The organism is Chitinophaga varians (genome assembly GCF_012641275.1).
Lineage (GTDB): Bacteria > Bacteroidota > Bacteroidia > Chitinophagales > Chitinophagaceae > Chitinophaga > Chitinophaga varians_A.
This window is the reverse complement of record NZ_JABAIA010000002.1, coordinates 920,548-944,088: the sequence shown is the minus strand read 5'-3', so window position 1 is coordinate 944,088 and position 23,541 is coordinate 920,548. Positions and strand designations below refer to the sequence as shown.

18 protein-coding genes are annotated in these 23,541 nt (G+C 50.9%); 6 read left to right on the top strand and 12 right to left on the bottom strand.

The features are described from left to right. Positions 1 to 2 precede the first annotated feature (2 nt). Positions 3 to 626 carry a TMEM175 family protein gene (locus HGH92_RS18520; protein WP_168872243.1) on the top strand — a complete coding sequence of 208 codons (624 nt, stop codon included), beginning with the start codon at positions 3 to 5 and terminating at the stop codon, positions 624 to 626. On the opposite strand, the gene HGH92_RS18515 is transcribed toward HGH92_RS18520, so the two are convergent. Then, a complete protein-coding gene (locus HGH92_RS18515) occupies positions 623 to 2,239 on the bottom strand; it encodes a sigma 54-interacting transcriptional regulator (protein WP_168872242.1) in 1,617 nt (538 codons plus the stop codon). The genes HGH92_RS18520 and HGH92_RS18515 overlap by 4 nt on opposite strands. A 180-nt stretch (positions 2,240 to 2,419) precedes the next feature. On the opposite strand from HGH92_RS18515, the gene HGH92_RS18510 reads away from it, so the two are divergent. Next, positions 2,420 to 3,001: a Crp/Fnr family transcriptional regulator gene (locus HGH92_RS18510; RefSeq protein WP_168872241.1), complete on the top strand. Its 582-nt coding sequence runs from the start codon at positions 2,420 to 2,422 to the stop codon at positions 2,999 to 3,001. Positions 3,002 to 3,004: 3 nt separating this feature from the next. Here HGH92_RS18510 and HGH92_RS18505 read toward each other — a convergent pair whose 3' ends face one another. The 5 genes from HGH92_RS18505 to HGH92_RS18485 all read right to left on the bottom strand — a co-directional run bounded on the left by HGH92_RS18505 (position 3,005) and on the right by HGH92_RS18485 (position 6,607). After that, the gene (locus HGH92_RS18505; protein WP_168872240.1) at positions 3,005 to 3,622 is read right to left on the bottom strand and encodes an alpha/beta hydrolase; all 618 of its coding nucleotides are present in this window, start codon (positions 3,620 to 3,622) and stop codon (positions 3,005 to 3,007) included. Positions 3,623 to 3,629: 7 nt separating this feature from the next. Then, positions 3,630 to 4,565: a ring-cleaving dioxygenase gene (locus HGH92_RS18500; RefSeq protein ID WP_168872239.1), complete on the bottom strand. Its 936-nt coding sequence runs from the start codon at positions 4,563 to 4,565 to the stop codon at positions 3,630 to 3,632. A 4-nt stretch (positions 4,566 to 4,569) separates the two neighbouring features. After that, on the bottom strand, positions 4,570 to 4,890 hold the full coding sequence (locus HGH92_RS18495) for a hypothetical protein (protein WP_168872238.1): 321 nt from the start codon (positions 4,888 to 4,890) through the stop codon (positions 4,570 to 4,572). 11 nt (positions 4,891 to 4,901) lie between these two features. Next, complete coding sequence (locus tag HGH92_RS18490) at positions 4,902 to 5,624, bottom strand: pirin family protein (protein WP_168872237.1); 723 nt, start codon at positions 5,622 to 5,624, stop codon at positions 4,902 to 4,904. 161 nt (positions 5,625 to 5,785) lie between these two features. Then, the gene (locus HGH92_RS18485; RefSeq protein ID WP_168872236.1) at positions 5,786 to 6,607 is read right to left on the bottom strand and encodes an alpha/beta fold hydrolase; all 822 of its coding nucleotides are present in this window, start codon (positions 6,605 to 6,607) and stop codon (positions 5,786 to 5,788) included. Between the two features lie 204 nt (positions 6,608 to 6,811). Here HGH92_RS18485 and HGH92_RS18480 point away from each other — a divergent pair, with 204 nt between their 5' ends. Together HGH92_RS18480 and HGH92_RS18475 are read left to right on the top strand one after the other, a co-directional pair. Then, on the top strand, positions 6,812 to 7,669 hold the full coding sequence (locus HGH92_RS18480) for a helix-turn-helix domain-containing protein (protein ID WP_168872235.1): 858 nt from the start codon (positions 6,812 to 6,814) through the stop codon (positions 7,667 to 7,669). Positions 7,670 to 7,763: 94 nt separating this feature from the next. Continuing rightward, positions 7,764 to 8,543 carry an alpha/beta hydrolase gene (locus tag HGH92_RS18475; protein ID WP_168872234.1) on the top strand — a complete coding sequence of 260 codons (780 nt, stop codon included), beginning with the start codon at positions 7,764 to 7,766 and terminating at the stop codon, positions 8,541 to 8,543. A gap of 83 nt (positions 8,544 to 8,626) precedes the next feature. Here HGH92_RS18475 and HGH92_RS18470 read toward each other — a convergent pair whose 3' ends face one another. The 6 genes from HGH92_RS18470 to HGH92_RS18445 all read right to left on the bottom strand — a co-directional run bounded on the left by HGH92_RS18470 (position 8,627) and on the right by HGH92_RS18445 (position 19,400). Beyond that, positions 8,627 to 9,319 (bottom strand): DUF3823 domain-containing protein, encoded by a 693-nt coding sequence (locus HGH92_RS18470; protein WP_168872233.1) that lies wholly within the window; start codon positions 9,317 to 9,319, stop codon positions 8,627 to 8,629. Positions 9,320 to 9,330: 11 nt separating this feature from the next. Beyond that, positions 9,331 to 11,202, bottom strand: coding sequence for a RagB/SusD family nutrient uptake outer membrane protein (locus HGH92_RS18465; RefSeq protein ID WP_168872232.1), 1,872 nt, complete (start codon positions 11,200 to 11,202; stop codon positions 9,331 to 9,333). Positions 11,203 to 11,212: 10 nt separating this feature from the next. Next, complete coding sequence (locus HGH92_RS18460) at positions 11,213 to 14,353, bottom strand: SusC/RagA family TonB-linked outer membrane protein (protein ID WP_168872231.1); 3,141 nt, start codon at positions 14,351 to 14,353, stop codon at positions 11,213 to 11,215. A gap of 112 nt (positions 14,354 to 14,465) precedes the next feature. Continuing rightward, the gene (locus HGH92_RS18455) at positions 14,466 to 16,502 is read right to left on the bottom strand and encodes a beta-L-arabinofuranosidase domain-containing protein (RefSeq protein WP_168872230.1); all 2,037 of its coding nucleotides are present in this window, start codon (positions 16,500 to 16,502) and stop codon (positions 14,466 to 14,468) included. 3 nt (positions 16,503 to 16,505) lie between these two features. After that, positions 16,506 to 18,353, bottom strand: coding sequence for a glycoside hydrolase family 2 protein (locus HGH92_RS18450; RefSeq protein ID WP_168872229.1), 1,848 nt, complete (start codon positions 18,351 to 18,353; stop codon positions 16,506 to 16,508). Between the two features lie 24 nt (positions 18,354 to 18,377). Continuing rightward, positions 18,378 to 19,400: a family 43 glycosylhydrolase gene (locus tag HGH92_RS18445; protein ID WP_168872228.1), complete on the bottom strand. Its 1,023-nt coding sequence runs from the start codon at positions 19,398 to 19,400 to the stop codon at positions 18,378 to 18,380. Between the two features lie 194 nt (positions 19,401 to 19,594). On the opposite strand from HGH92_RS18445, the gene HGH92_RS18440 reads away from it, so the two are divergent. Both HGH92_RS18440 and HGH92_RS18435 read left to right on the top strand, forming a co-directional pair. Beyond that, positions 19,595 to 22,753 (top strand): two-component regulator propeller domain-containing protein, encoded by a 3,159-nt coding sequence (locus HGH92_RS18440; protein ID WP_168872227.1) that lies wholly within the window; start codon positions 19,595 to 19,597, stop codon positions 22,751 to 22,753. Then, positions 22,735 to 23,508, top strand: coding sequence for a response regulator (locus tag HGH92_RS18435; RefSeq protein WP_168872226.1), 774 nt, complete (start codon positions 22,735 to 22,737; stop codon positions 23,506 to 23,508). The genes HGH92_RS18440 and HGH92_RS18435 overlap by 19 nt, the downstream gene beginning before the upstream one ends. Positions 23,509 to 23,541: the final 33 nt, after the last annotated feature.

Genomic DNA, 23,541 nt, shown 5'->3' with positions numbered 1-23,541 from the left:
TGATGGAAAAAGAAACGGCAAGAATAGAAGGCTTCAGCGATGGCGTGTTTGCGATTGCGATCACATTGCTGGTACTGGAACTACGTATACCCGATGCCGATAGTAACGACAACGCCCGCACGCTTGCCAGCAGCCTGTTGGCACAATGGCCGTCCTTCCTGGCTTTCAGCCTGTCTTTTTTCAGCATCTTCATTATGTGGGTCAACCATCACAAGATGTTCAAGCAGATCTACCGGCGTAACAGCACGCTGATGTTTGCGAACGGACTGGTACTGTTTTTAGCTACCTGTATCTCCTATCCGACCGCCCTGCTGGCACGCTACTATGGCACACCTTCCCTGACCGTGGCCGTGGCGGTGTATACCGGGCTGTTTGTATTGATCAACCTTGCTTTTAATTTATTATGGAGCATTGCCAGCCGGAACAGGGAACTGCTGCGGCCGGAAATCAGCAATGCCGCCATCAGGAAAATAAAACGAAACTATCAGTATGGCATTCCGGTGCATGTGTCGGCATTCCTGCTTTCCTTTTGCTGGCCCGGCGGCGCTTTGATACTGTGCGCCATACTCTGGACCTATTGGGCCTTTACTTCAGGCAGGCTGGATTTATCAACCGGCAAGGCTTAATCAGATTCTTTCCCGGTATCAATAAAATGTTCCTTGCGGATACCCAGCTTCTGCATTTTCGAGATCAGCGTGGTGGAAGGCAGTTGTAACTTGGCCGCTGCGCCATGAGGCCCGGATATCCTGCCTTTTGACAGTTTCACCATTTTGAGGATGTGTTCCCGTTCCACGTCTGCGAGTGAACGCACTGGTGTTTCAGCCCCCGGCTGAGCGAACAACATCTTACTCCTGGCCGGCAGGCTCACTTCTGTAATAACGTTAGTGGAGGTAAGCAGCACCGTTCTTTCTATCAGGTGTTCCAGTTCCCGGATATTGCCCGGCCAGGCATATGTCTTTAATTTCTCCAGTGCTTTAGGCGCGATGCCGTCTATCTTTCTGCCACTGCTGGCGGCATATTTCTCCATAAAAAAAGAAACCAGCTCCGGTATGTCCTCTCTGCGTTCGCGTAACGGTGGCAGCATAATGGGAAACACGCAGAGGCGGTAGTACAGGTCGCTGCGGAAACGGCCCGCAATAATTTCCGCTTCCAGGTTTTTGTTGGTGGCGGCGATGATGCGCACATTTACTTTTATTACCGATTTTCCGCCGATCCGTTCAATTTCCTTTTCCTGCAAAGCCCGCAGTAATTTGGCCTGCATTTCCGGCGGCAGCTCTCCTATTTCGTCCAGGAAAAGCGTGCTGTTATCGGCCAGTTCAAACTTGCCAATTCTCCTTTCCAGGGCTCCGGTGAAACTGCCTTTTTCGTGGCCGAACAATTCACTTTCCAGCAGGCTGGCCGGGATGGCGGCGCAGTTCACCTTGATCATCAGTTTGTCGCGCCGCGGCGAAGCGTCATGTACCTGGTGCGCAATCAGTTCTTTGCCCGTACCGGTTTCTCCGAGGATTAATACCGTAGCATCGGATGACGCTACTTTTGACACAAGGTCATATACTTTCCGGATAGCCGGGGAATCGCCGACCGCTTTTCCGGTAAGATGTTTTTCTTTTTTCCGTTCTTCCTTCAGATAACTGTTCTCCTGCTCCAGCTGTATTTTATATTTCCGGATTTCTTCCAGCTGCAATTCTATTTTTTCATTCGCGAGGATATTGGAGACGCCCGTTCCCAGTTGGTCTGCGATGCTTTTGAAAAAACTGAACCGGCGCTTTGAAAAAACGCCCTGTTTCATGGCATAGAGATACAAGACCCCTTTGGGCTCTTTACCGTTGCAAACCCTTACCAGCATCATTTCCTTCACACCGGAATTATACCAGTGAATGACATAGGCTGGAATGTTCCGCTGGCGTATCAGGCTTCGCAGCTCAAACACCACCGGTTCTTCCGTCTCAACAGCCTTGTTGAAGACGCCATCATCAACAGGATGCTGCAGATGGATGACCGGGCTTTCTCCGGTGACGGTTTTTATTTTCTTTTCCTGGCTGTACAGAAAGGGCGAGTGGGTACGAGTATCTTCATGGATGAGGCAAAGCGTGTAATAACTCGCGCCGATGTTTTCCAGCAGTTGTTCATTGACGATCTCCCACAGATCAGCGCGGTGCCGGGCTGCCGCTATGGCTTTCGAAAAACAAAGCAGCGTTTCAAATTCATCGTTTTTACCGGAAATCTGTGTGTTCATCATACAATATTACAAAAGCGCTTATAAATTTACGATATATCGTAAGACCATATTTTATTGTAAAAATATTACAAATTGATAATCAGCAACATACGATCCGGTATATGGTTTGGCTGTACGGGTAACTTCCATTATAAAAAGCTGGAAGCGGCACAACATCTAATAACCTATCTTTAGTAGACTATGTTTGAACAGATTGATCAATTCGTGGACCGTATCATCTCCCTGACGCCGGAAGAGCGCCAGTTATTTCATTCCCTGCTTAAATTCAGGCGGGTAAGGAAACGTACTTACCTGTTGCAGGAAGGTGAAATTTGTGACTTTGAAGCATATATCGTTAAAGGTTGTATCCGCACCTATTACCTGAGCGATGACGGCACAGAAACCATTTTGTCCTTTGCCATAGAAGACTGGTGGGTGAGCGACACTTACAGTTTTACGGAGCAGAAACCCTCCAATATGTTTATCGAATCACTGGAGGACTGTGAGCTGCTGATCATAGACCGTAAAAGCAAAGCTGCCCTGTATGAAAAAATACCGAAGTTCGAGACTTTGTTCCGGTTACTGATCCAACGCTCGCTCTTTGCGCTGCAACGGCGTTTTCACAGTCTTGTATCACAAACTGCCGAGCAGCGGTATCTTGCTTTTCTCGAAAAATACCCCCAGGTAGTGCAACGCGTGCCACAGAACCAGATAGCCCGTTACCTGGGAGTATCGCCCGAATTTTTAAGCAAAGTGAGAAGCACCATACAGAAAAAGAAATAGCGGTCAACTAAATACCAGTTCGCTGGCCAGCCTGATCTCATCTTCGATGATGGTATGTCCCATATTGTCGTATATCTTTTCCGTTACGCCCGCTCCCATCTTTTGTAAGATGGCAGCAGATTCATGTACCCGTTGCACGGGTACATGGAAATCGGGATTGGAGCTGCCGATGAAGACAGGCATTCCATCAAAAGTACCGTTATAATTTTCCTGATATATTTTATCGCCGATCAATCCACCGGTGAAAGCCACGGCGCCACCATACTTCGCAGCATTCCTGGCAACGAATTCCAGTGTCAGGCAGGCGCCCTGGGAAAAGCCCAGAAAATAAATATGCTCCCGCGCAATGCCCTGCTGCTGCAAATCGTCCGTCATTTTTTTCAGTAAGTCCAACGCGGAAGAAAGCCACGGTTCGTTCTGCGCCGGCGGCGCCAGGAAAGACTGCGGATACCAGGTATGATTGGTGGCCTGCGGCGCCAGCAATGCATAATCGCTCACCGGCAACCACCTGGCCAGCGACAGGATATCTTCTGCCGAAGCGCCCCTGCCATGCACCATGATCAACGCCTTCGACGCCGTGGCTATTGGTTTCCCTGCTGTAACAATATTCTCTTTATGCATTTGAAAACTATTTTAATACCGGCAATACTTTTTCAATCTCACCTCTGACCGGTTCATACTGTTTCGGAAGTTTAAGACCGGTGCCCAGTTGTTCCAGCGGTTCGTCCACGGTGAAACCGGGATTATCAGTTGCAATTTCGAACAGTACGCCACCCGGCTCCCTGAAATAAAGAGAGAAGAAATAATCCCTGTCAATTTTAGGAGTGATCTCCAATCCTTTACTGAGTATCTTTTCCCGGTATTCCATCTGAATCGCATCGTTCGCCACCCGGAAGGCCACGTGGTGATTGGTGCCTGCGCCGGTATGTCCTCTCTGGCCATCAGGCAGCGCCAGCAGATCGATGACGCCTGCATTGGCCACAGCGTCCGTGATGAAGCGGTAGCGGTTCCCTTCCTGTGCCAGCAGGCGGTAACCGAAGATGTCTGTCAGTACGCCGGCGGTAGCGTCTATTTCTTTCAGTGACAAAGTAGCGCTGTGAAAACCCCTGGTAGCGATATCCGCTTTTACCTCAGCTGTCTGCCATGGCGTGCGGGTATCGGGAGTTTTCGGCACCATCAGGTTGATTTGAAGCCCGTCAGGATCAGTGAAAGAAAGATAAGGTTCGCCGAAGTGTTCTGTTATTTCGGAGAAAGAAACATTAAAACGGGACAAACGTTCTTTCCATGCCTCCAGACTGCCTTCGGGCACCGCGTAGGTAATTTCCGTGGCCATGCCCGTGCCGGTGCGGCCGGGCATAATATTTTCCCAGGGGAAGAAAGTCAGGATAGTACCTGGTGTACCATGCTCATCACCGTAGTAGAAATGGTACGTGCCGGGATCGTCAAAATTAACGGTCTTTTTGACCATTCTCTGTCCGAGTACTTTTGTATAAAAATCGTAGTTGCGTTGGGCATCGGCCGCAATGGCGGTAATATGATGAAGTCCCAGTATTTTATTTTCCATAGTGTTAGTTTTTATTGTGATCAAGTGCGGCGCGCAGCTCATTTTCGAGCAGCCCGCTGCCGCCTCCGTAATGTCTGATAACGATAGTGGATGGATGATGCATGCGGACAGCCTCGCGGAATGTTTCTTCATCCGCCGCGCTTACGCCTACACACAGCAGTATTGCATGGTAGTTGCCGGCCCTTATTTTCTCCAGGCCATCTTCTTTGGTGAGGGCAACAATACCTTCCCACCCTGCATGACTGTTCAGCAGCCGCTCTACCACCTGCATAATGGCAGGATCATATCCGATGGCGAGCAGTTTTAACGACATATTGTTGTTCATGTTGATAGTTATTACTGATGAATCACCATAGGCACTTCCATAAGCAATAGACGCGCGTCATCGCTCAGTGCTTTTATTTCAATTGCTGAAGTCCCTGATATGCCCAGCCCGTCTCTTGCGGACAGCTCTTTTCCATCAACGGAAAAGCGGCCGTCTATCACAAACGCATACACGCCGTTGTCCGACAGGTGAAGCGGATAGGTAAAGGCAGTGCCATGATCAAAATGGCCGGTGCTGAACCATACGTCTTTACGGACATAGCTCCCCTCCGGGCTGTCAGGCGTGATGAATGCATGCAAACGGTTCCTGGTGGCGTCCTGTTGCAGCTGTCCCAGCGTGTACCGTGGCGCTGTGTTCAGCTCTTCAGGATACACCCAGATCTGCAGGAACTCGGCCACTTCGTCCTGGCTGTTGTTGTATTCGCTGTGAAACAGGCCGCTGCCGGCATGCATCACCTGAATGGTCCCCGCGGCGGCGACGGCCTTGTTACCGGCTGAATCTTCATGTTTCAGGCTGCCTTTCAGCGGGATACTGATGATCTCCATATTATCATGCGGATGAAGGCCAAATCCTTTACCAGCCGGCAGGGTATCGTCATTCAATACCCGCAGGGCGCCAAAACCCATTCTCCGGGGATTGTAATAGTCGCCAAAACTGAATGTCTTGCGGCTGTCCAGCCAGTCATGGTGGTCATGTCCCCGGCTGTCTGCTTTATGAAAAATGTACTGTACCATTGCCTTTATGTTTATACTACAAAGTTCCGTTATACCGGCAGGCCGGCCTATGAACCAGGTTAAGAAAACGGATTAATCTAGATTAAGAATTTCAGGGGCAGGGCAACAGGAAAGCAGCCCGGGCGGTCCCGGGCTGCACTCATAAGCAACTTCCAGTTATTTTACGCTTTGATGAAAGCCAGCAGGTCCGCATTGATGGTAGCAGCCTCCGTAGTAGGCATGCCGTGCGGGAAACCAGGATAGGAAATCAGTTTACCGTTCTTCAGCAGCTGGGCAGCTTTTACGCCGGTAGTAGCAATCGGAACGATCTGGTCATCTTCGCCGTGCATCACCAGCACAGGCACATCCACGCTCTTCAGGTCTTCGGTGAAATCCGTTTCTGAAAACGCTTTGATACAATCATAATGAGCTTTGATAGCGCCCATCATTCCCTGGCGCCACCAGTTGTCCATGATGCCCTGGGACTTTTTAGCGCCTTCCCGGTTGTAACCATAGAAAGGAATGGTGAAGTCCTGGAAAAACTGTTGCCTGTTAGTGGCAGTATTGACGCGTATTTCGTCGAATACAGACATCGGAACGCCGTCAGGGTTGTTGTCATTCTTCACCATAATAGGCGTTACAGCACTTACCAGCACCGCTTTGGCCACGCGTCCCTGTCCGTATTTAGCGACATAGCGGATCACTTCCCCACCACCGGTAGAGTGACCGATATGCACCGCATTTTTTAGGTCCAGCGCTTTCGCCAGTTCCGCTACGTCAGATGCGTAGGTGTCCATATCATGTCCAATGGCTGTCTGGCTGGAGCGTCCATGGCCTCTGCGGTCAAAAGCGATCACCCGGAACCCCTGGTTCAGGAAAAAAATCATCTGGGCATCCCAGTCGTCACTTGACAGCGGCCAGCCGTGATGGAATACCAGCGGTTGACCAGTTCCCCAATCTTTGTAGTAAATCTCAGTGCCGTCTTTTACTGTAATCTTGTTCATGTCTGCAGGTTTTGAAGGTTTGTGAATTGATATGTTTGAAAAGCAGGAAATAAATCATTATTGCACCACAAAAATCGTTCATCAAATACCCAACACCCAATAACCTATCTTAAGAATCAGCCTTAATCTAGATTAATATTCGACAGACAATAAAAATCATACCTATATTATAGATAGATGTAATTTTATCTCCAAATATCCTAAATGAAACTCAAACTAAAAGAGGACAATACCGGCGGTGAATTACTGCTGTTTAAAGATGAGCCTGGCCTGGACAGACAGGTATTCACCAAAGACCGGTTCAATAAGTATTTCACTATCGCCTGGAATCCCGGCAAAAGCCAGACTGTCACCATCGATGGAATGGAATATGAATTCCCTTCCAATAGCTTATTAACATTATTATTCAACCAGTCATTCAGCTTTGAGCAGGCTGAAACTATTGTAGCGTGGCAGTTCAACCGGGAATTCTACTGCATCATCGACCATGATAGCGAAGTTAGCTGTGTAGGCTTTCTGTTCAGCAGTACAGACCACCTTATTGTAAAGCTGAGCGGGCACGCACAGCAAAAGCTGCAGTTACTCTCTGATGTATTTATAGAAGAGTTCAAGACATCAGACCATATCCAGCATGAAATGTTGCTGATGTTATTAAAGCGTCTCATTATCTACGTGACCAGCCTGGCTAAATCCGGATATTTGCCTTCCAAAAAACTCCCGGACGAGCGGTTCCATATTATCCGGAAATTCAATCTGCTGGTCGAAGCCAACTTCAAAACAGAACACTCCGTCAGTTTTTATGCCGGACTATTGTGCAAGTCGCCCAAAACACTATCGAACCTATTTGCGTTATATAATCAGAAAACCCCATCACAGATCATTCAGGACAGAATTGTGGTAGAAGCCCGAAGGTTACTGGTATACACAGACAAATCCATTAAACACATCACCTTTGAATTGGGATTTGAAGACATAGCGTATTTCTCCAATTTCTTCAAAAAGAACACCGGCACATCACCTTCCGACTTCAGAAACAAAGGGGGATTCGAAAAAGGGAAATAATCACAACAAACCGGGTATTATGCTCATCAGACAGGCCTGCTTTTCGTCGCATCTTTGTATCGTTGATTCGAACAAACACTTCAACACTATAGATATGAAAAAGCAAACACTCTTCAACTCCCTGAAAAGCACCATCCTGGCCCTCACGCTCGTTCTTTTCACTTTCACTGCCACCAATGCGCAGACTATTAAAAACATCGTATTGGTACACGGCGCCTTCGCTGACGGTTCCGGCTACAAAGGCGTCTATGAAGCACTTACCAGGCAGGGTTACCATGTCACCGTGGTGCAAAACCCGCTGACCTCCCTCGAAGACGATGTCAGGGCCACCAAACTGGCACTGGATGCGCAAGACGGACCGACCATTCTTGCCGGCCACTCATGGGGAGGTGTCGTTATCACGGAAGCAGGCAATCATCCTAAGGTAGCCGGACTGGTATACATCGCCGCCTTCCAGCCCGACAACAATGAAACAGCTCTCAAATGGGTCCAGACTGCGCCTCCAGCTCCTGAAAACGGCATATTGCCCGCAGACGCCAACGGTATTGTTTACTACGACAAAGCGAAATTCCACGCGGGTTTCTGCGCGGATGTAAGCAAGGAAGATGCTGCCTTCATGTACGCTTCGCAGGGCGCATTCTACGCCAAATGTTTTATTGCGCCAGTCACCGACGCCGCCTGGAGACATAAACCTGCTTTTGGTATCGTGGCTACAGAAGATAAAAGCATCAACCCTGATATCGAACGGAATATGTACAAACGCTCCAACACTAAAATAACTGAGATAAAAGGCAGCCACGCTGTATATATCTCACAACCGCAAAAAGTGGCCAACGTCATTATCGAAGCCGCAAAAACAGTATCCGGCAAATAACCCCTGACGACATTTCATATAAAAAGAAGACCGGAAAAATTCTTCCGGTCTTCTTTTGTTGATCGTCCTCGTTCGCTGTTCCTTTATAACTTTTGTTCGATGACCGGCGAGAAGATCATATCCTCCACCCCTTCTATTTTGACGCCCACCCGGACAAACACCGATGATTGCACCGGATTGACAGCAGGCACATTCACCAGCAACGTAACATTGCCAGGGTCCTGGATATCGCCGCCATTCATGCTTTGTGTGACGATATTATTGATACCGTCCACAAACTGTGTCCTGTTAACATATAGCGTAACACGCTCTACGTTTTTGGCGCGGGTATCCGTGATGATCTTCTCCAGTTTACAATTAGCCGTTACCTGACGGCCGGTGGCACTGACTTTAGCGTTCCTGACCATATAATACGGCAATACCTCTATGTCCATGGTACGGTCCCCTTTCAGCTGCAACAGGGTGGTATCCGTATGGCTGGCCGCATCCGGCAGCGTAAGGTAAGGCCCCTGTCCTTTGGGCAGTACCAGCTGGTAATTACCGTCAAACAGCAGCGAGGAAAAAGAGCCGTCCTGTGCCACTGCCACGTTGATGGGCGTACGTTTTCCCCAGCCGGATTCCCACAGTTCAAAAAACACTTCGCCATGGCTGACATTCACCGCTTCTCCCTGGTAGGTGATACGGCCTTTAAAAGTGGTGCCGGGCGCCGGGTAGTTGTCTTTTTTACAGGAGGCTGCCAGTAATACTATGATGATGATAAATAGATTGTTTCTCATGTGAATGGATTTTACTGGTTAGGATTTTTGATCACCAACGGGTTGTTGTTCCGGATATCATCTCCAATAAAAGAGTAATAGTTGCCCAACCTGAACTGGTGCGCACTCGTAACATTGCTGGGAATTACTTTTTTGAACACCCATTTGCCGTCCTGCGGTGTACCAGGATTGTAGATGCGGTAAGGCAAGAGGCCAAATACGCGGGTACTGGTGGAACGGGCACTTTCCGGGTGGATGGTCAAATCAGTGGAAAGGCCGTCCCACACTATGTGCGCAAGGCGCCAACGTTTCATGTCCCAGAGTTGATGGCCTTCAAAGGCCAGCTCTACTTTTCTTTCATGCACAATCCGGTCGAAGGTAATATCGCCGGGTGCAAGCGGGATAGTCAGCCCTGCACGCGCCCGCACCTGGTTGAGATAACCTGCCGCCGTGTTTTTATCGCCCAGTTCAAAGGCCGCTTCCGCAGCGTTGAGCAGCACTTCCGCATAACGGTAACGCACCCACCATACTTCGCTTTTGGTGCCGATACGACCGGAGCCAACGGCCGGGTCCTGGTATTTACGCACATAAAAACCTGTCTGCGCGCTGAATTCCAGGTTATCGATCGGCCCGTCAAAACCCACTACCTGTATACGATTGCCGCCTACAACGGCTTGTCCGCCAAAGTTGTTGGCCGTTACAATGCTGCCGTCTTTCAGGATATAGCCCGCCCAGATATCTACTTTTTTGCTTTTGAATTCTGTTCCGGGAAGTATAACGGTGCCGGCTAAACGGGCATCCCGGCCGGCAAACATATCTTCCGGTTTATCATAGTAGATGTAATCACCGCCGGGCGTATTGGTGGCATAGGGCGCAAAGGTATTGTCCAGTTTTTCGAAAGACTGCACCAGGTTGAGCGATGGATTCAGCCGGCCGCCCTGCTGCTCTTCCGCGAGGGAACGGGGTTGGTTGGCCAGCGTCCATTCCTGAACTTTGCCGCTTTGCAGTTTAAAATCCTTCACGAAAATAACTTCAGGATTGCCGCCTTTGTCATAAAACAGCGCAGCGAAATTCTCGGACCGATTGTCCGGCTTTTTGTTGTACAGCGCATATTTGCCGCTGTTGATCAACTGCTGCGCTGCTGCCAGCGCCGTTTTATAATAGCCGTCTGCCATAGAAGCAGGAATGCCCACCTCACCACCGGGCAGTGACACCTGCGGCGTAGTAGCCCCGTATTTTGCGATGGACGCGGCATACAGGGCAGCGCGCGCTTTGGTGGCAAGCACCAGCCCTTTAGTGGCGCGGCTCTTAATATTGGCATCATCAGGCAATGCCGGCATAATGGCATCCATCTCCCTGATCACAAAATCATAGATCTCTGATTCTTTCTGACGGGGCCTTTGCAAGGCACCGGGATCTCCTTTATAGTCATAGGTCAGCGGCTCCAGTACCAATGGCACGCCACCCATACGTTTTACCAGTTCGAAATACACATTGGCCCGCAGGAAACGCGCCTCCGCCAGGAAACGGTCCCTGACCTCAGGCTTCAGCAGGTTCGCTTTGCCGCACTTTTCGATGAACAGGTTCAGCTCACGGATGTAACCATAATCCCAGTAGCCCCAGGAGCCATAACTATATTGCTGGTTCTTATGCCGCCCGTACTGCCCTGACTCGGAAGCAAAGGCTTCATCAAAAGCAGCAAATTCCGACCAGTTTTCGATGGTCTGATAATCGGGATAACGGTCGTACAGGTTCGCTATCACGGATAATACCAGCACTTCGTCTTTCCACACCTGCTCATCCAGCAGAATATTGCTGGGCGCACGGTCCAGAAAATTATCATTGCTTTTCACACACCCGAAAAGGGTCAATATCAACAGTATATAAAAACCATACGTTCTCATAAAATAGCTTTTAGAAAGTGAGATTGAAACCAACGTTGATAAACTTGTTCTGCGGATACTGTAGTCCGTTCTCGTCGGCTATTTCCGGTTCAATGCCCAGCTGCTTCACATTATCAATGGAAAACAGATTGTAGGTATTCACGTACAGACGGACTTTCTTCAGCTTGATCCTGTCCAGCCAGGGCTGTGGCAGCGTATATCCCATTTCCATGGTCCGCAGGCGGATATAATGTACGTTGGTCAGCCAGAAGGTAGATGGTTTATTGTAGTTACTGTGACCGCCATCATTGAAACGCAACGCCGGATACTTACCGGGTATCCACTGGCTGTTCACATCAAACGGGTCCTGCCTGTGCCAGCGGTCTTCATAGAATTGTTTCAGCAGGTTGCCGTTGTTCTGATAAGGCCAGCGCATCTCCCAGTTTTGAGAGAAAGAATACAGGGAGCCACCGGAGAAATCGGCAGAAAAATCGATGCCTTTCCAGCGTACACCGATATTAAAGCCAATACCAATGGTAGGGTTGCCGGTGGTCTGATAGCCAATGGGGCGCATGTCCAGATCGTTGATGATCCCGTCGCCATTGGCATCCTTGTAAATCAAATCACCGGGCAACATGGTCTTATTCCCTTTTCCATCAATGTTGACAGGATAATGGTTGATTTCCTCCTGTGATTTAAACTGGCCTACCACTTCATATCCCCAGTAAATACCGCTCCAGCGGTTTTCCTGTGAATTGCGGTAGTGGTCCAGGGAGTTGCCCCACAGCGGCTTATACGACTGCAGAAAACGGCCACGGGAGTACGAAAAATTACCGCCCACCATAAACTGTACCTGTCCTATTTTTCCGTTGTACGCGGCGGATATCTCTCCACCGACCTGCGCGTCGCTGTTCACATTTTCATCGGGCAACGCATAGCCTATTTCGCTGGGCACCAGGATATCATATTTAGGCCCCCGCAATCCGGTACGCTTACGGTAGAAGTAATCCACCGCGCCGGTCACTTTACCGTTCCACAGCGAGTAGTCGATACCGATATCTGTGATGCGGGACACGAACCAGGAAAGTCGGTTATTCGGAACGCCTTTGTCTGCGGAGCCTACCACCACCTGGCCGTCGAGGATCACTTTGGAAGTATTGTAATTATAACCTGACATATAATCATAAGCGCCGATACCGATATCATCATCGCCCAGCTCACCGTAGGAAGCGCGCACCTTCAGGTCTGTGAGGATACTGTTGCGCCCGAGGAGATTGCGGAAAAACCCTTCCTCAGTAATACGCCACCCGGCTGATACGGAAGGAAAGAAACCCCAGCGTCTGTCCGGCGCGAATTTCCAGGAAGCATCACTTCTTCCGGCTACTTCCAGGAAATATTTATCCGCATAGCTGTAGTTGAGGCGGCCGATATAACCGATCCTCGCCTGCGTATCATCGTTATCGTTATAGGTGTCCATATCGGCAAACTGGATCAGTGGCAACACGTTGTTTTTAGGAACGGCATGCAGCCACACGTCCAGTTCCCGGCGAACGATACGTTCTGCCACAAAAGTGGCGCCGATGCTATGTTTACCGAAAGTATTCGCGTAGTTGGCCTGTCCTTGTGTTACCTGTTCCAGTATTTTACGGGTGCCTCTTTCGCGCCAGGGATTGGAGCTGCCGCCGGTGCGGCGGTAAGTGCTGTCCTGCGGATAAAAAGTATAGGTGTCGTAGGTGTACTCGTGGCCATCCATCTGCCGGTCGGCAAAATAGTAGGAGTACATGCCTTTGAGCGTAAGCCCTTTTAAGGGTGTATTGTACTCTGCGTTCAGGTTGGTCTGCAGTACGCGCCAGGTCTCCGTCCAGTAGCCGGAAATGGCTTTGGTCTGCACTGCCCAGTTTTCTGTGTTATGGCCAATATCGTTGGGATAGGCGGGGTTGTCATTGGCGTAAGGCCGCTCTGTGGGACGATTGCGGAACAAAGCGAAACGCGGCGCCCAGTAGTCGTCTCCACCTGGTACGCCGGGATTGTCGCGTTCTTCAATACGGCCATTGATCTGCACGCCCACTTTGAGGCGTTTGGTAATCCGGGCGTCCACGTTGCTCTGGATATTGGTGCGATTAAAATCGAACTCACGGCCCAGCACGGACTTCTGGTCAAGCCGGGTAACCGACAGGTAGTAATTGATGTTCTCAGAGCCACCGGTAGCGTTCACGTTAATAGAGCGTTGTGGTGCGTTTTTTTTGATGATGAAGTCGTACCAATCGAAGCTTTGATAGCCTTTCTCCGTGCCGGCTTTCCATTTTTCCAGCTCGGCCGGCGTGATTTGTGTGCCGGGATTTTCGCGGTTCATTTCTGCCTCGGCTTTGCCCAGCATCCATTCGTAGGCACCAACTGTTTTGGGAAAACGTGACCAGTTCTGCCATCCCGTATAACCGTCTACGTTAATCAGGTTACCGCTGCCCATGCGACCGCGCTTGGTGGTCACCACCACTACCCCGTTAGCGGCACGTACACCGTAAATGGCCGCTGACGCGTCTTTTAGCACGGTAATGCTTTCAATGTCGTTGGGAGAGATGTTATTAAACTGTCCTGCGTCTTTTTGTATTCCGTCGATCACATACAGGGGGTTGCCCATGTTACGGATCTGGATATTGGCAGAAGCACCGGGCCTGCCGTCGGGCATACGGAAGCTCACGCCGGGTATTTTACCTGCCAGCGTAGCGCTGACAGTAGAGCCATGTACCCGCTCTATGTCTTTGGCGGTGATGGCGGATACCGCGCCGGTCACCGACTCTTTGCGCTGCGTGCCGTATCCCACCACGATCACTTCACCCAGCCCCTTGTTGTCTGGTTCCAGCTGTACCAGCATTGGTTTACCGGGGGTAACGGGTAATTCTTTTCGTTGATAACCTACATAACTAAAAACGAGAATGGCTTGTTCGTTGGGCACACTGAGGGAAAAGGCGCCGAGGTCATTGGTGGAGGCGCCTTTGGCGGTGCCTTTCACACTCACACTGACGCCGGGCAGCGGACTGCCTTTATCGTCCGTGACTTTTCCGGCAACAGGAATGTCCGCTGCAATTGCCGGAATGCCTGTCAACAACAGTAACCAAAAGACAATAAGGGGCAGGTTCCGGGCGAAGCCCGGAAATGGTAACGCTGTTTTCATAACGAGTATGTTTTGGGTGATTTTGGTTTCCCACCCCGGGCCTTCCCGACGGGTGGCTGTTAGTTAAGTTTCGGTTTTGTCATCACATGGAAAAAATACTGGTGTCTATATCCTATCTGACTACGGGAAATGCTACGACTCTCACTTTGGTACATCCGTAAGGGACCAGGGTGATCGTTTCTTCTTCAGCTGCGGTTTGCCCTTTATAAGTGCCCTCGCGGGTGGTGACAGGCTGCGGCGCCACATCGTCCACTAATTGCCAGGCTGGTATTCTCTTAGCGGAGGTGGTAATACTGACGGGGGCATGTTCCAGGTTCCAGACGAAATCATTGGTCACAGGCTTGCCCTGGTGAACGGTAAAACTTTGCACAGGCGCTTTCACGGCTTTCTCCAGCAGGCCGTAATTCCACGGGCCTTCCGGGAATATGCTGAAATATTCGCCTTCATGTTCATCCTGCCCTTTTTCCCATCGCTCATTTAACTTCAACGCATATACGAGCGGACCTCTTTCCACGGCGCGGGAGTTACGTCCCCAGGCGGACACTGTTACTTCCATCGGCATTTGCAGCACCAGCTGGTCTTTATCTTTCCACGCTCTTTGCAGTGTAACGACCTGGCCCCCTTTCTCACGGCGCAACGGCTGCCCGTTGAGCGTGATCACCGCCTCATGGCACCATGACGGGATACGCAGCTGCAGCGGGAATTCTACTGTACCGGCAGTCTGGAAAATGAAACTGACCTGCCCATCGAAAGGATAGGCCGTCTCTTCCGTGATAGTGACGGCCTGCTGTTGTTTGCCCACTTTGGCGGTGACTTCATTGGGGCTGTAAGTCAGTGCCGCCAGGCCATGATCAGGCGTGCCATACCAGAGGTGCGAGGCAAACTTCGTCCAGCCCTGGTGCATGTTGGACGTGCAACAGGTATACCCGCTGCGCAGGCCATACACGTTATTCATCCCTCTTTCGAAAGGCAGGGAGAAGTTAAACACGCCTTTTTTCACCTGTACCTGGTTGGCAATCTGGAAATATTGTTTGTTGTTGTAGTCGTCAGTTGTCTGTGTAGGCAGTGCGTTGAACGTCATACGTTCGAGGGCGTCCATATAGCGGATATCACCCGTGATCCCTATCGTTTCTTCCAGGGAAAACATGGACTCCACGATGGCGCATAGTTCGGTGCCCTGCGTAGGGGCGTTGCCGTGAAGGTCTTCATCGGCAGAGAAGATGCCCATGGGTAGGCCATGCAGGGTCATGAGGTCATGGAAGCCGGTCTGGAGTGAATCGAGATATCGCCGGTCGCCGGTACGCTGATAGTTGACTGCCGGGTCTTTCAGGCCCATGGCCACATTAACGCCATGGCGGTGCATCCATTGATGGTCGTCCTGCTGAGTGGCTGCGTCTATCACCCAGTTGCGGTTGCCCAGCCAGGTAGTCCAGGGATAACTCTGCCGCTGTATTAGTGCCGCCAGCTCCAGCAGCGACGGGTCTTTCGTTTGCTGATACAGCCATTGCACCACCAGCGCATTGTCAGCGCCACGGGAAGTGGCCCATTCTGTCCACTGCCCGATGGGGCATTTCTTCAATACCTGCAACTGGTACTGAAAATATTTTTTCATGAAGGGGAGCACGCGGCTGTCGCCGGTGGCGGAATAGTACTGTTGCAGTACTTTCAGCATCACCATTTTGGGCCACCAGTCTTCCCCGGCCTGGGGGTTATTAACGGTGATGGCTATATTTTTTTCGCGCTCGGCCTGAGTGATGGGGCCAAAATAACCAGATGGACGCTGGTGATCCAGCGTCCAGTTAATATAGCGTAGCACTTTTTGTTTGAGCGCGGCATCATCCAGCAGATAGGCCAATGGTACCGCGCCGTCCAGCCAGTAGGGCGTCTCTTCCCAACCATCACCTTTCCCGCCCAGCCAGCCGTTATCGTTTTTTATTTTATTATGGACTTCATCAAGATGGCCGCTGCTGCCATCGCGCATGATCTGCAACTGATGCAGCAGCCAGCCGCGGGGTTTCACAGTACCTAACGGTAACTCCCGGTATGCCGGTACTTTAAAAACAGGAGTAACCGGCGAATGATGAGCATTCGCCGGTGTAAAGCCAACTATAATGGATGTGAGTGCGAACAACGTGGAACGGAAGCGCATATATCAGGGTTTGAGTGTTACCAGGGCTGGATTATAAAGTTTTTGGCTTACCGCTTTCAGTTTCTCTGCGGGTACTTTCTGGACTCTGCGGTCGTAGGTCATCAGACCGTTAATTTCCACTTCCACGTCGGTGGTTTGGGTATACACCGCTGCGGACAGTCCCAGTTTGATCAGCTCCTCCAGCCGGTCAGTGAAAGCGGAGTAACGTTTAAACATATCATCGGCGTTTTTAAAGCTCTGGTATCCCCAGTTATCTTTCTGCTGCCATACATGTCCATCTACCGGCAGTCCCAGTCCGCCGTACTCACCCAGCACGATAGCGCGTTTGTCGCCATATACCGCAGGATCAGGCATGGCCGGCTCAGGATAATTGTGCAGGTCGATGATGGGCCCTATCGGGTAGAAGTTGCCACCGCTGGCGGTATTCACCAGGCGGGACGGGTCTTTCTTCATCGTCCATGCCGCGATGTCCATGGTCTTAAACTGTCCCCATGCTTCGTTGAACGGCGTCCATACGATGATGGAAGGGAAATTATAAAGGGTATTGATGATCGCGTTCCACTCTTTGCGATAGTATGCTTCGGATTCGGGAGAACGTTTTTTATCAGTGGCCCTGTCGATGATGCCCGGGCGCATTTCCCAGCCGTTGCCGAGGTCGCCGCTGGGCATGTCCTGCCATACCAGCATACCGAGTTTATCGCAGTAATAGTACCATCTGGCTGGTTCTACTTTGATATGTTTGCGGATCATGTTGAAGCCCATCGCTTTGGTTTGCGCGATATCGTATTGCAGCGCTTCGTCAGTGGGCGCGGTGTACAATCCGTCAGGCCACCAGCCCTGGTCCAGCGGACCGAACTGGAACACGAAGCGGTTGTTGAGCAGCATGCGCTGAACGCCGTTGTTGTCTTTTCCGATGGAAGATTTACGCATGGCGAAGTAACTCTTTACCTCGTCTATCACCTTGCCTTTACGGGTGATGGTAAAGCGGAGATCATACAGGAACGGTGATTCCGGTGACCATAACTTAGGGGACGCGATCTTCAGTTGCAGCGGTTGTGCTTCCAGGTTGCCGGAAGCGACTTCCGTACCGCCGTCCAACGCTGTCACTTTCACCACGTCGCCAGGCTGGCGGCCGGGGATATCTGCCGTCACGGTCAGTTCCGCGCGATCGATGTCGGGTGTTTGTGTAGTGCCGGCGACGTAGGTGTCGGCCACGCCTTCCACCCATACGGTTTGCCAGATCCCGGTGACCGGCGTATACCAGATACCGTTAGGTTGTTTCACCTGTTTGCCTCTGGGCTGCGGGCCATCATCGGTAGGGTCCCATACGCTGATCGTAATTTCCTGCGCGCCCTTTTTCAGGAAAGGGGTGATATCAAAGGAGAAGGGATCAAAACCGCCTTCATGGCTACCGGCTTCTTTACCGTTAACGTATACGGTCGTACGCCAGTCTACCGCACCAAAATGCAGCAGTACCTTTTTGCCTTTCATGGTAGCAGGCAGCGTGATGCTGGTACGGTACCACAACAGGCTGTCTTTGCCCACCGTGCGGCCTACACCGGACAGTCCTGATTCAATGGCGAACGGCACCAGTATCTTTCCATCCCAGGAAGCGGGCGTGGCGGCGTTTTTCTCCCGTACAGCATACTGCCATAATCCGTTGAGGTTTTTCCAGTTACCGCGCACCAGCTGTGGGCGCGGATATTCAGGCAGTACCGCTGTTGGATTTACTTTTTCACTCCAGGGAGAAGTGATTTTTCCGCCTGCTATTTTCCACTCTTGTTGTTGCGCATAAGCCGTGGATGTTAATCCGAGGGATAAAGCCAGTACTAAAAGGTTGTTTTTTATCATACGTTGTCAATTGTCAAATGATGATTATTCTCCCGCGGGCTTGCGTTGCGGTTCGCCGATCTTCACCGGTTCACCGATCACCGGGAGGCCGCCGGCGTCCCATGTGAGGCGCTGCATGCGGGGATTACGTTGGCCGCCGCAGCCTTGTTTAGCGCGGGAATTGGCGTGGTAGATGATCCAGTCTTCTTTACCGTTGACAGATTTAAAAAAGCCGTTATGTCCCGGGGAGAAAGCCCCGTTTTCCGGTTTGCCTTTGAGAATGGGTTCAGGCATTTTGGTCCAGTTGGCCGCTACCATCGGGTCTGCATTCTTTTTGAGACGCATCAGTCCGAGGGCGTAGTCATCCGTCCAGCAGCCGCAGACAGAGAATACGAGAAATACGTCTTGTTGTTTGTTGACCAGTATTTCCGGGCCTTCGTTGATACCATTTTTCTCCCATGGATACCGGGGCGCGGCTATCTCCACGCGGCCGGAGGCCAGCGTCCACGGGTTTTTCATGCGTGCGATATAAAGCCTTTGCACATTGTCTTTACCATTATGCCCGCTCCAGATAAAATAACGTTGTCCCTTATACGAAAAAACGGTACCGTCGATGGCGAAATCGTTGGCGGCCGTATCGCGGATTTGTCCTTTGTCGGTCCAGGTACCGGTAGTAGGATCTGCTGCTGTATTTTCCAGTACGAAAGTATGTTGCGGATGTATGCTGTCTGATGAGCCGGCAGTGTAATAAAGATACCATTTACCATCGAGGCGGTGTAGCTCCGGCGCCCAGATGTCGCGCGCATTCGGACCTTTGGCCGGTGGCGTCCATACCACTATGGCAGGTGCAGCAGCTAAGGCCGACATGGCTTTTGTTTTGCGAAGTGTGATGTTATGGCCGGTAGTAGCCATGTAATAGTATATGCCCCCTTCCTGTATGACCCAGGGATCGGGACCGCTTTGCAGCAACGGATTAGTGAATGTTGCGGCTGTGTCCGGCTTTAGCTGCTGGCAAAGCCCGGTCATCGACAGTAAAAGATATAAGGGCAACAGGTAAACGCCTTTCATAACATAGATTTTGATTGATTTAAGCGTATAAAAAACGCTTAAACTATTTTCCAAAGAAAAAGAATACCGGATTTGATAGTACGCTTTTTCGTCTCAATCTTTTTACAAATCGTCTCATTTTTTGGTGGCAGACCTTGATTCCTCAATCGGAATGGATATTATTATCTTTATAAAAACCTTTTATTCTTTTGCAGTTGCGTGGTATTGTCATTTTCCTGTTGCTCTTCGCCGGCTTTCCGGCCTTCGGCCAGTCTGTCAACTTTATACATTACCAGGTAGAGAACGGGCTGTCAAATAATGCGGTGATCTGTTCTTTGCAGGACAGGCAAGGGTTCATGTGGTTTGGCACCAAGGACGGCCTCAACCGCTTTGACGGCTATACGTTCCGCGTTTTCCGTCACGACCCGCAGCAGCCAGGCAGTATCGGCGGCAACTATATATCGGTGATATGGGAAGATAATGATGGCCTGTTGTATATCGGCACCGATAAAGGGCTGTACGCCTACAATCCAGCCACAGAACAGTTCACCTTCATCAAAGCCCAGCCGGGTATTATCCTCGCCATCGACAAAGACCTCGATGGCAACATCTGGTTCAGCGACGACCTGAAATTGTACCGTTACAATCCGCATACCGGCGAACTGAAGGCGCCGGCACATTATCCGCAGGCCAGCAACCTGTGCAGGGCCACGGATGGCAACATCTGGCTGACATCGCCCGAAGGGCGGATAGCCATCTACAACAGGCAAACAGACCGGTTTACGGCCTATTCCCTGTTTGACCACTCTCCCCCAACAACCTCCACGTGGACCACCAAAATGACAGGCACCGGTCCGGACACCATTCTCGTTGGCACTACCACGCAGGGGCTTAAACTGTTCAACACCCGGCTACATACGTACGAAGACCTGCTCACCCGCACCGAAGAAGGCACGGGCACGTATGTACGTGATTTCCTGCGCCGCGGACCCGATGAATACTGGATAGCTACGGAAAGCGGCATCTACATCTACCATCCGTCTGATAAAAGTTATATCAACCTCCGAAAAAAATACAACGATCCCTATTCTATCTCCGACAACGCAGTATACACGTTGTACCGCGACCGGGAAAACGGAATATGGGCAGGCACTTATTTCGGTGGTGTTAATTATTTCACAGAATCTTATACCGCTTTTGAAAAATTTTTTCCGCGCACCGGTGAAAACGCCCTCGGCGGCAACGCTGTGCGGGAAATATGCGCCGACCGCTACGGCCGCCTCTGGATAGGCACCGAAGACGGCGGACTAAACAGCATGGACATACGCAGTGGCAACATCACGCGTTTCAGGCCTCTGCCTGGCGGAGGCGGACTGTCACACACCAATCTGCATGGCCTGCTCGTTATCGGAGACACGCTGTGGATAGGCACTTTCGAGCATGGCCTCGATCTGATGGACGTACGCAGCGGGAAATTTATCCGTCACTACGCCGCCGGCAACGGCCCCTACGACATGCGCAGCAACTTTATCTACAGCATTACGCAGGACCATAACGGCGATATTCTGTTCTGCACTTCGAGGGGGCTTTACCGTTATCTCCGTGATCGTGACGGCTTCGCCCTTATTAAAGAACTACCGGATTATCTCTTTTATACCTGCGTATACCAGGACAGCGAAGGCACTTACTGGGCGGGCACCACACGCGACGGCCTCCATCATTTCAATCCGCGTACCGGCAAAAAAGGCGTGTATATCTTCAGCAGTACCGACAGTACCAGTCTGCCTAACAACCGCGTAGACCATATCTTTGAAGACAGCCGTCGCCAGCTCTGGTTCACCACCGAGGGAGGCCTCTGCCGGCTGGACAAATCCACCAATCGTTTCACGAGATATACCACCCGCAACGGGCTACTAAGCAACATGACCTATAACCTTTTGGAAGATGACCAGCACGATTTATGGATCACCACTTCCAAAGGGCTGGCACATCTCCATCCCCGCACCGGTAACATCAAAGTATATACGAAAGCGAATGGTCTGCTAAATGACCAGTTCAATTACAACTCAGCCTACAAAGACAGCTGCGGCACCATGTATTTCGGCAGCGTAAAAGGCATGATACGCTTCAATCCCGCCAGCCTGCCCGCTGACAGCTATGTGCCGCCCGTGTACCTCACCGGTTTCCAGGTGTATAACAAACCACTGTCGCCTGGTAATGCAGCCTTGCCGAAAGCCATCAATTACACCGATACCATTACCCTCGCCTATGACCAGTCGTCTTTCAGCATCGATTTTGCGGCGCTGCGTTTCAGTGCGCCGGAAACAACGCCGTACGCCTACAAAATGGAAGGACTGGATAAAGACTGGACATACCTGGAAACCAATCGCAAGGCCGTCTTCACCAAACTGGCACCCGGCACCTATCGCTTCCTGGTGAAAGCCGCCAACAACAGCGGCCAGTGGACCACCGCGCCGCGGCAACTGACCATTCGCATACTGCCGCCATTCTGGGCCAGCTATCCCGCTTATGCATGTTATCTCATCTGCCTGTGCAGTATTACCTGGTTTATCATCCGGCATTACCGCCAGCGCAGCCGGCAGCAGCAACAGCGCCGTATGGAGTTGCTTGAACATGAAAAAGAAAAAGAACTGTACCAGGCCAAGATTGAATTCTTCACACACATCGCCCATGAAATACGTACACCGCTGACGCTCATCAAAGGCCCTATGGAGAAAGTGATACAACGCTCAGGAGAAGTTCCGCAGGTACAGAAGAACCTTCAGATCATGGAGCGCAATACCAACCGGCTGTTGGACCTTACCAATCAACTGCTCGATTTCCGGCGGACGGAAATCAACGGTTATAAACTGAATTTTGTCAAAGCCACCATTCCGGCGCTGTTGCAGGAGATACACCTACAGTTCCTTTCCGCAGCCGAACAGAAAGAGCTGCAGTTTCGTATATCCCTTCCCGTGCAGGAATTTTTTGCTTATATCGATATAGAAGCGTTCAACAAAATCATCAGCAACCTGGTGAGCAATGCTATTAAATATGCCAGCGGAGAGGTGTTGATAACGCTGTTGCCTGTGTGCCCCGATGCGGCACATTTTACCATACATATTCAAAACGACGGCATCCTTATTCCGGCGGAGATGAAGGAGAAGATATTTGAGCCGTTCTTCCGTGGCAAAGGGGCCGACAACCAGCCTGGCACCGGTCTGGGCCTGTCCATCGCGCGGTCGCTCACGCAGCTGCACCAGGGCACGCTGGAGCTGCAACACACCACCAACCGTCATAATCTGTTCGTACTGACCTTACCTATACATCAGGAAATAGAATTTAATCTCAGCAAATGGAAAAGCATATCATAACCCGGCCACAGCTGCTGCTGGTAGACGATAATCAGGAAATCCTTGATTTCATCGCCGACGACCTGCAGGACAAGTACCACATCGTTACCGCAAAAGACGGTGTTGCCGCCCTGCAGGTGCTACGTGACAGCGCCATTCAGCTGGTCGTCAGTGATGTGATGATGCCTGAAATGGACGGCTTTGAGCTTTGCCGCCAGATCAAATCGGACGTGGAATACAGCCATATCCCCGTGATACTGCTCACCGCCCGCAATACCCTGCAGTCCAAGATCGAAGGCCTTGAACTGGGCGCAGACGCCTATATCGAAAAGCCTTTCTCCCCGGCTCACCTGGAAGCACAAATTGCCAGCCTGCTGAGCAACCGGCAAAAGGTGCGGGACCATTTCGCCGCAGAACCCGCCGTTCCTATCCGCAGCATGGCCATCTCCCACGCCGATGAAGCATTCCTCGACAAGCTGCACGAAATCATCCTCCAGCACCTCACCGATGTAAACCTCGATGTGGAAGTCCTTGCCGACAAAATGAACATGAGCCGCCCTACCCTGTACCGCAAAATAAAAGTCATCTCTGATCTTACCCCGCATGAACTGATCAACCTCACCCGCCTTAAAAAGGCCGCCACACTGCTGGACAGCGGATATTACAAAGTCAATGAAGCCGCAGAAATGACCGGCTTTGCGTCGTTGAATAATTTCAGCCGCAATTTTCAGAAACAGTTTGGCATGCTGCCTTCAGAATATTTGGGAAGGAGGTAAGTTGTCAGATTTTAATGAGATAATCGAATAAAT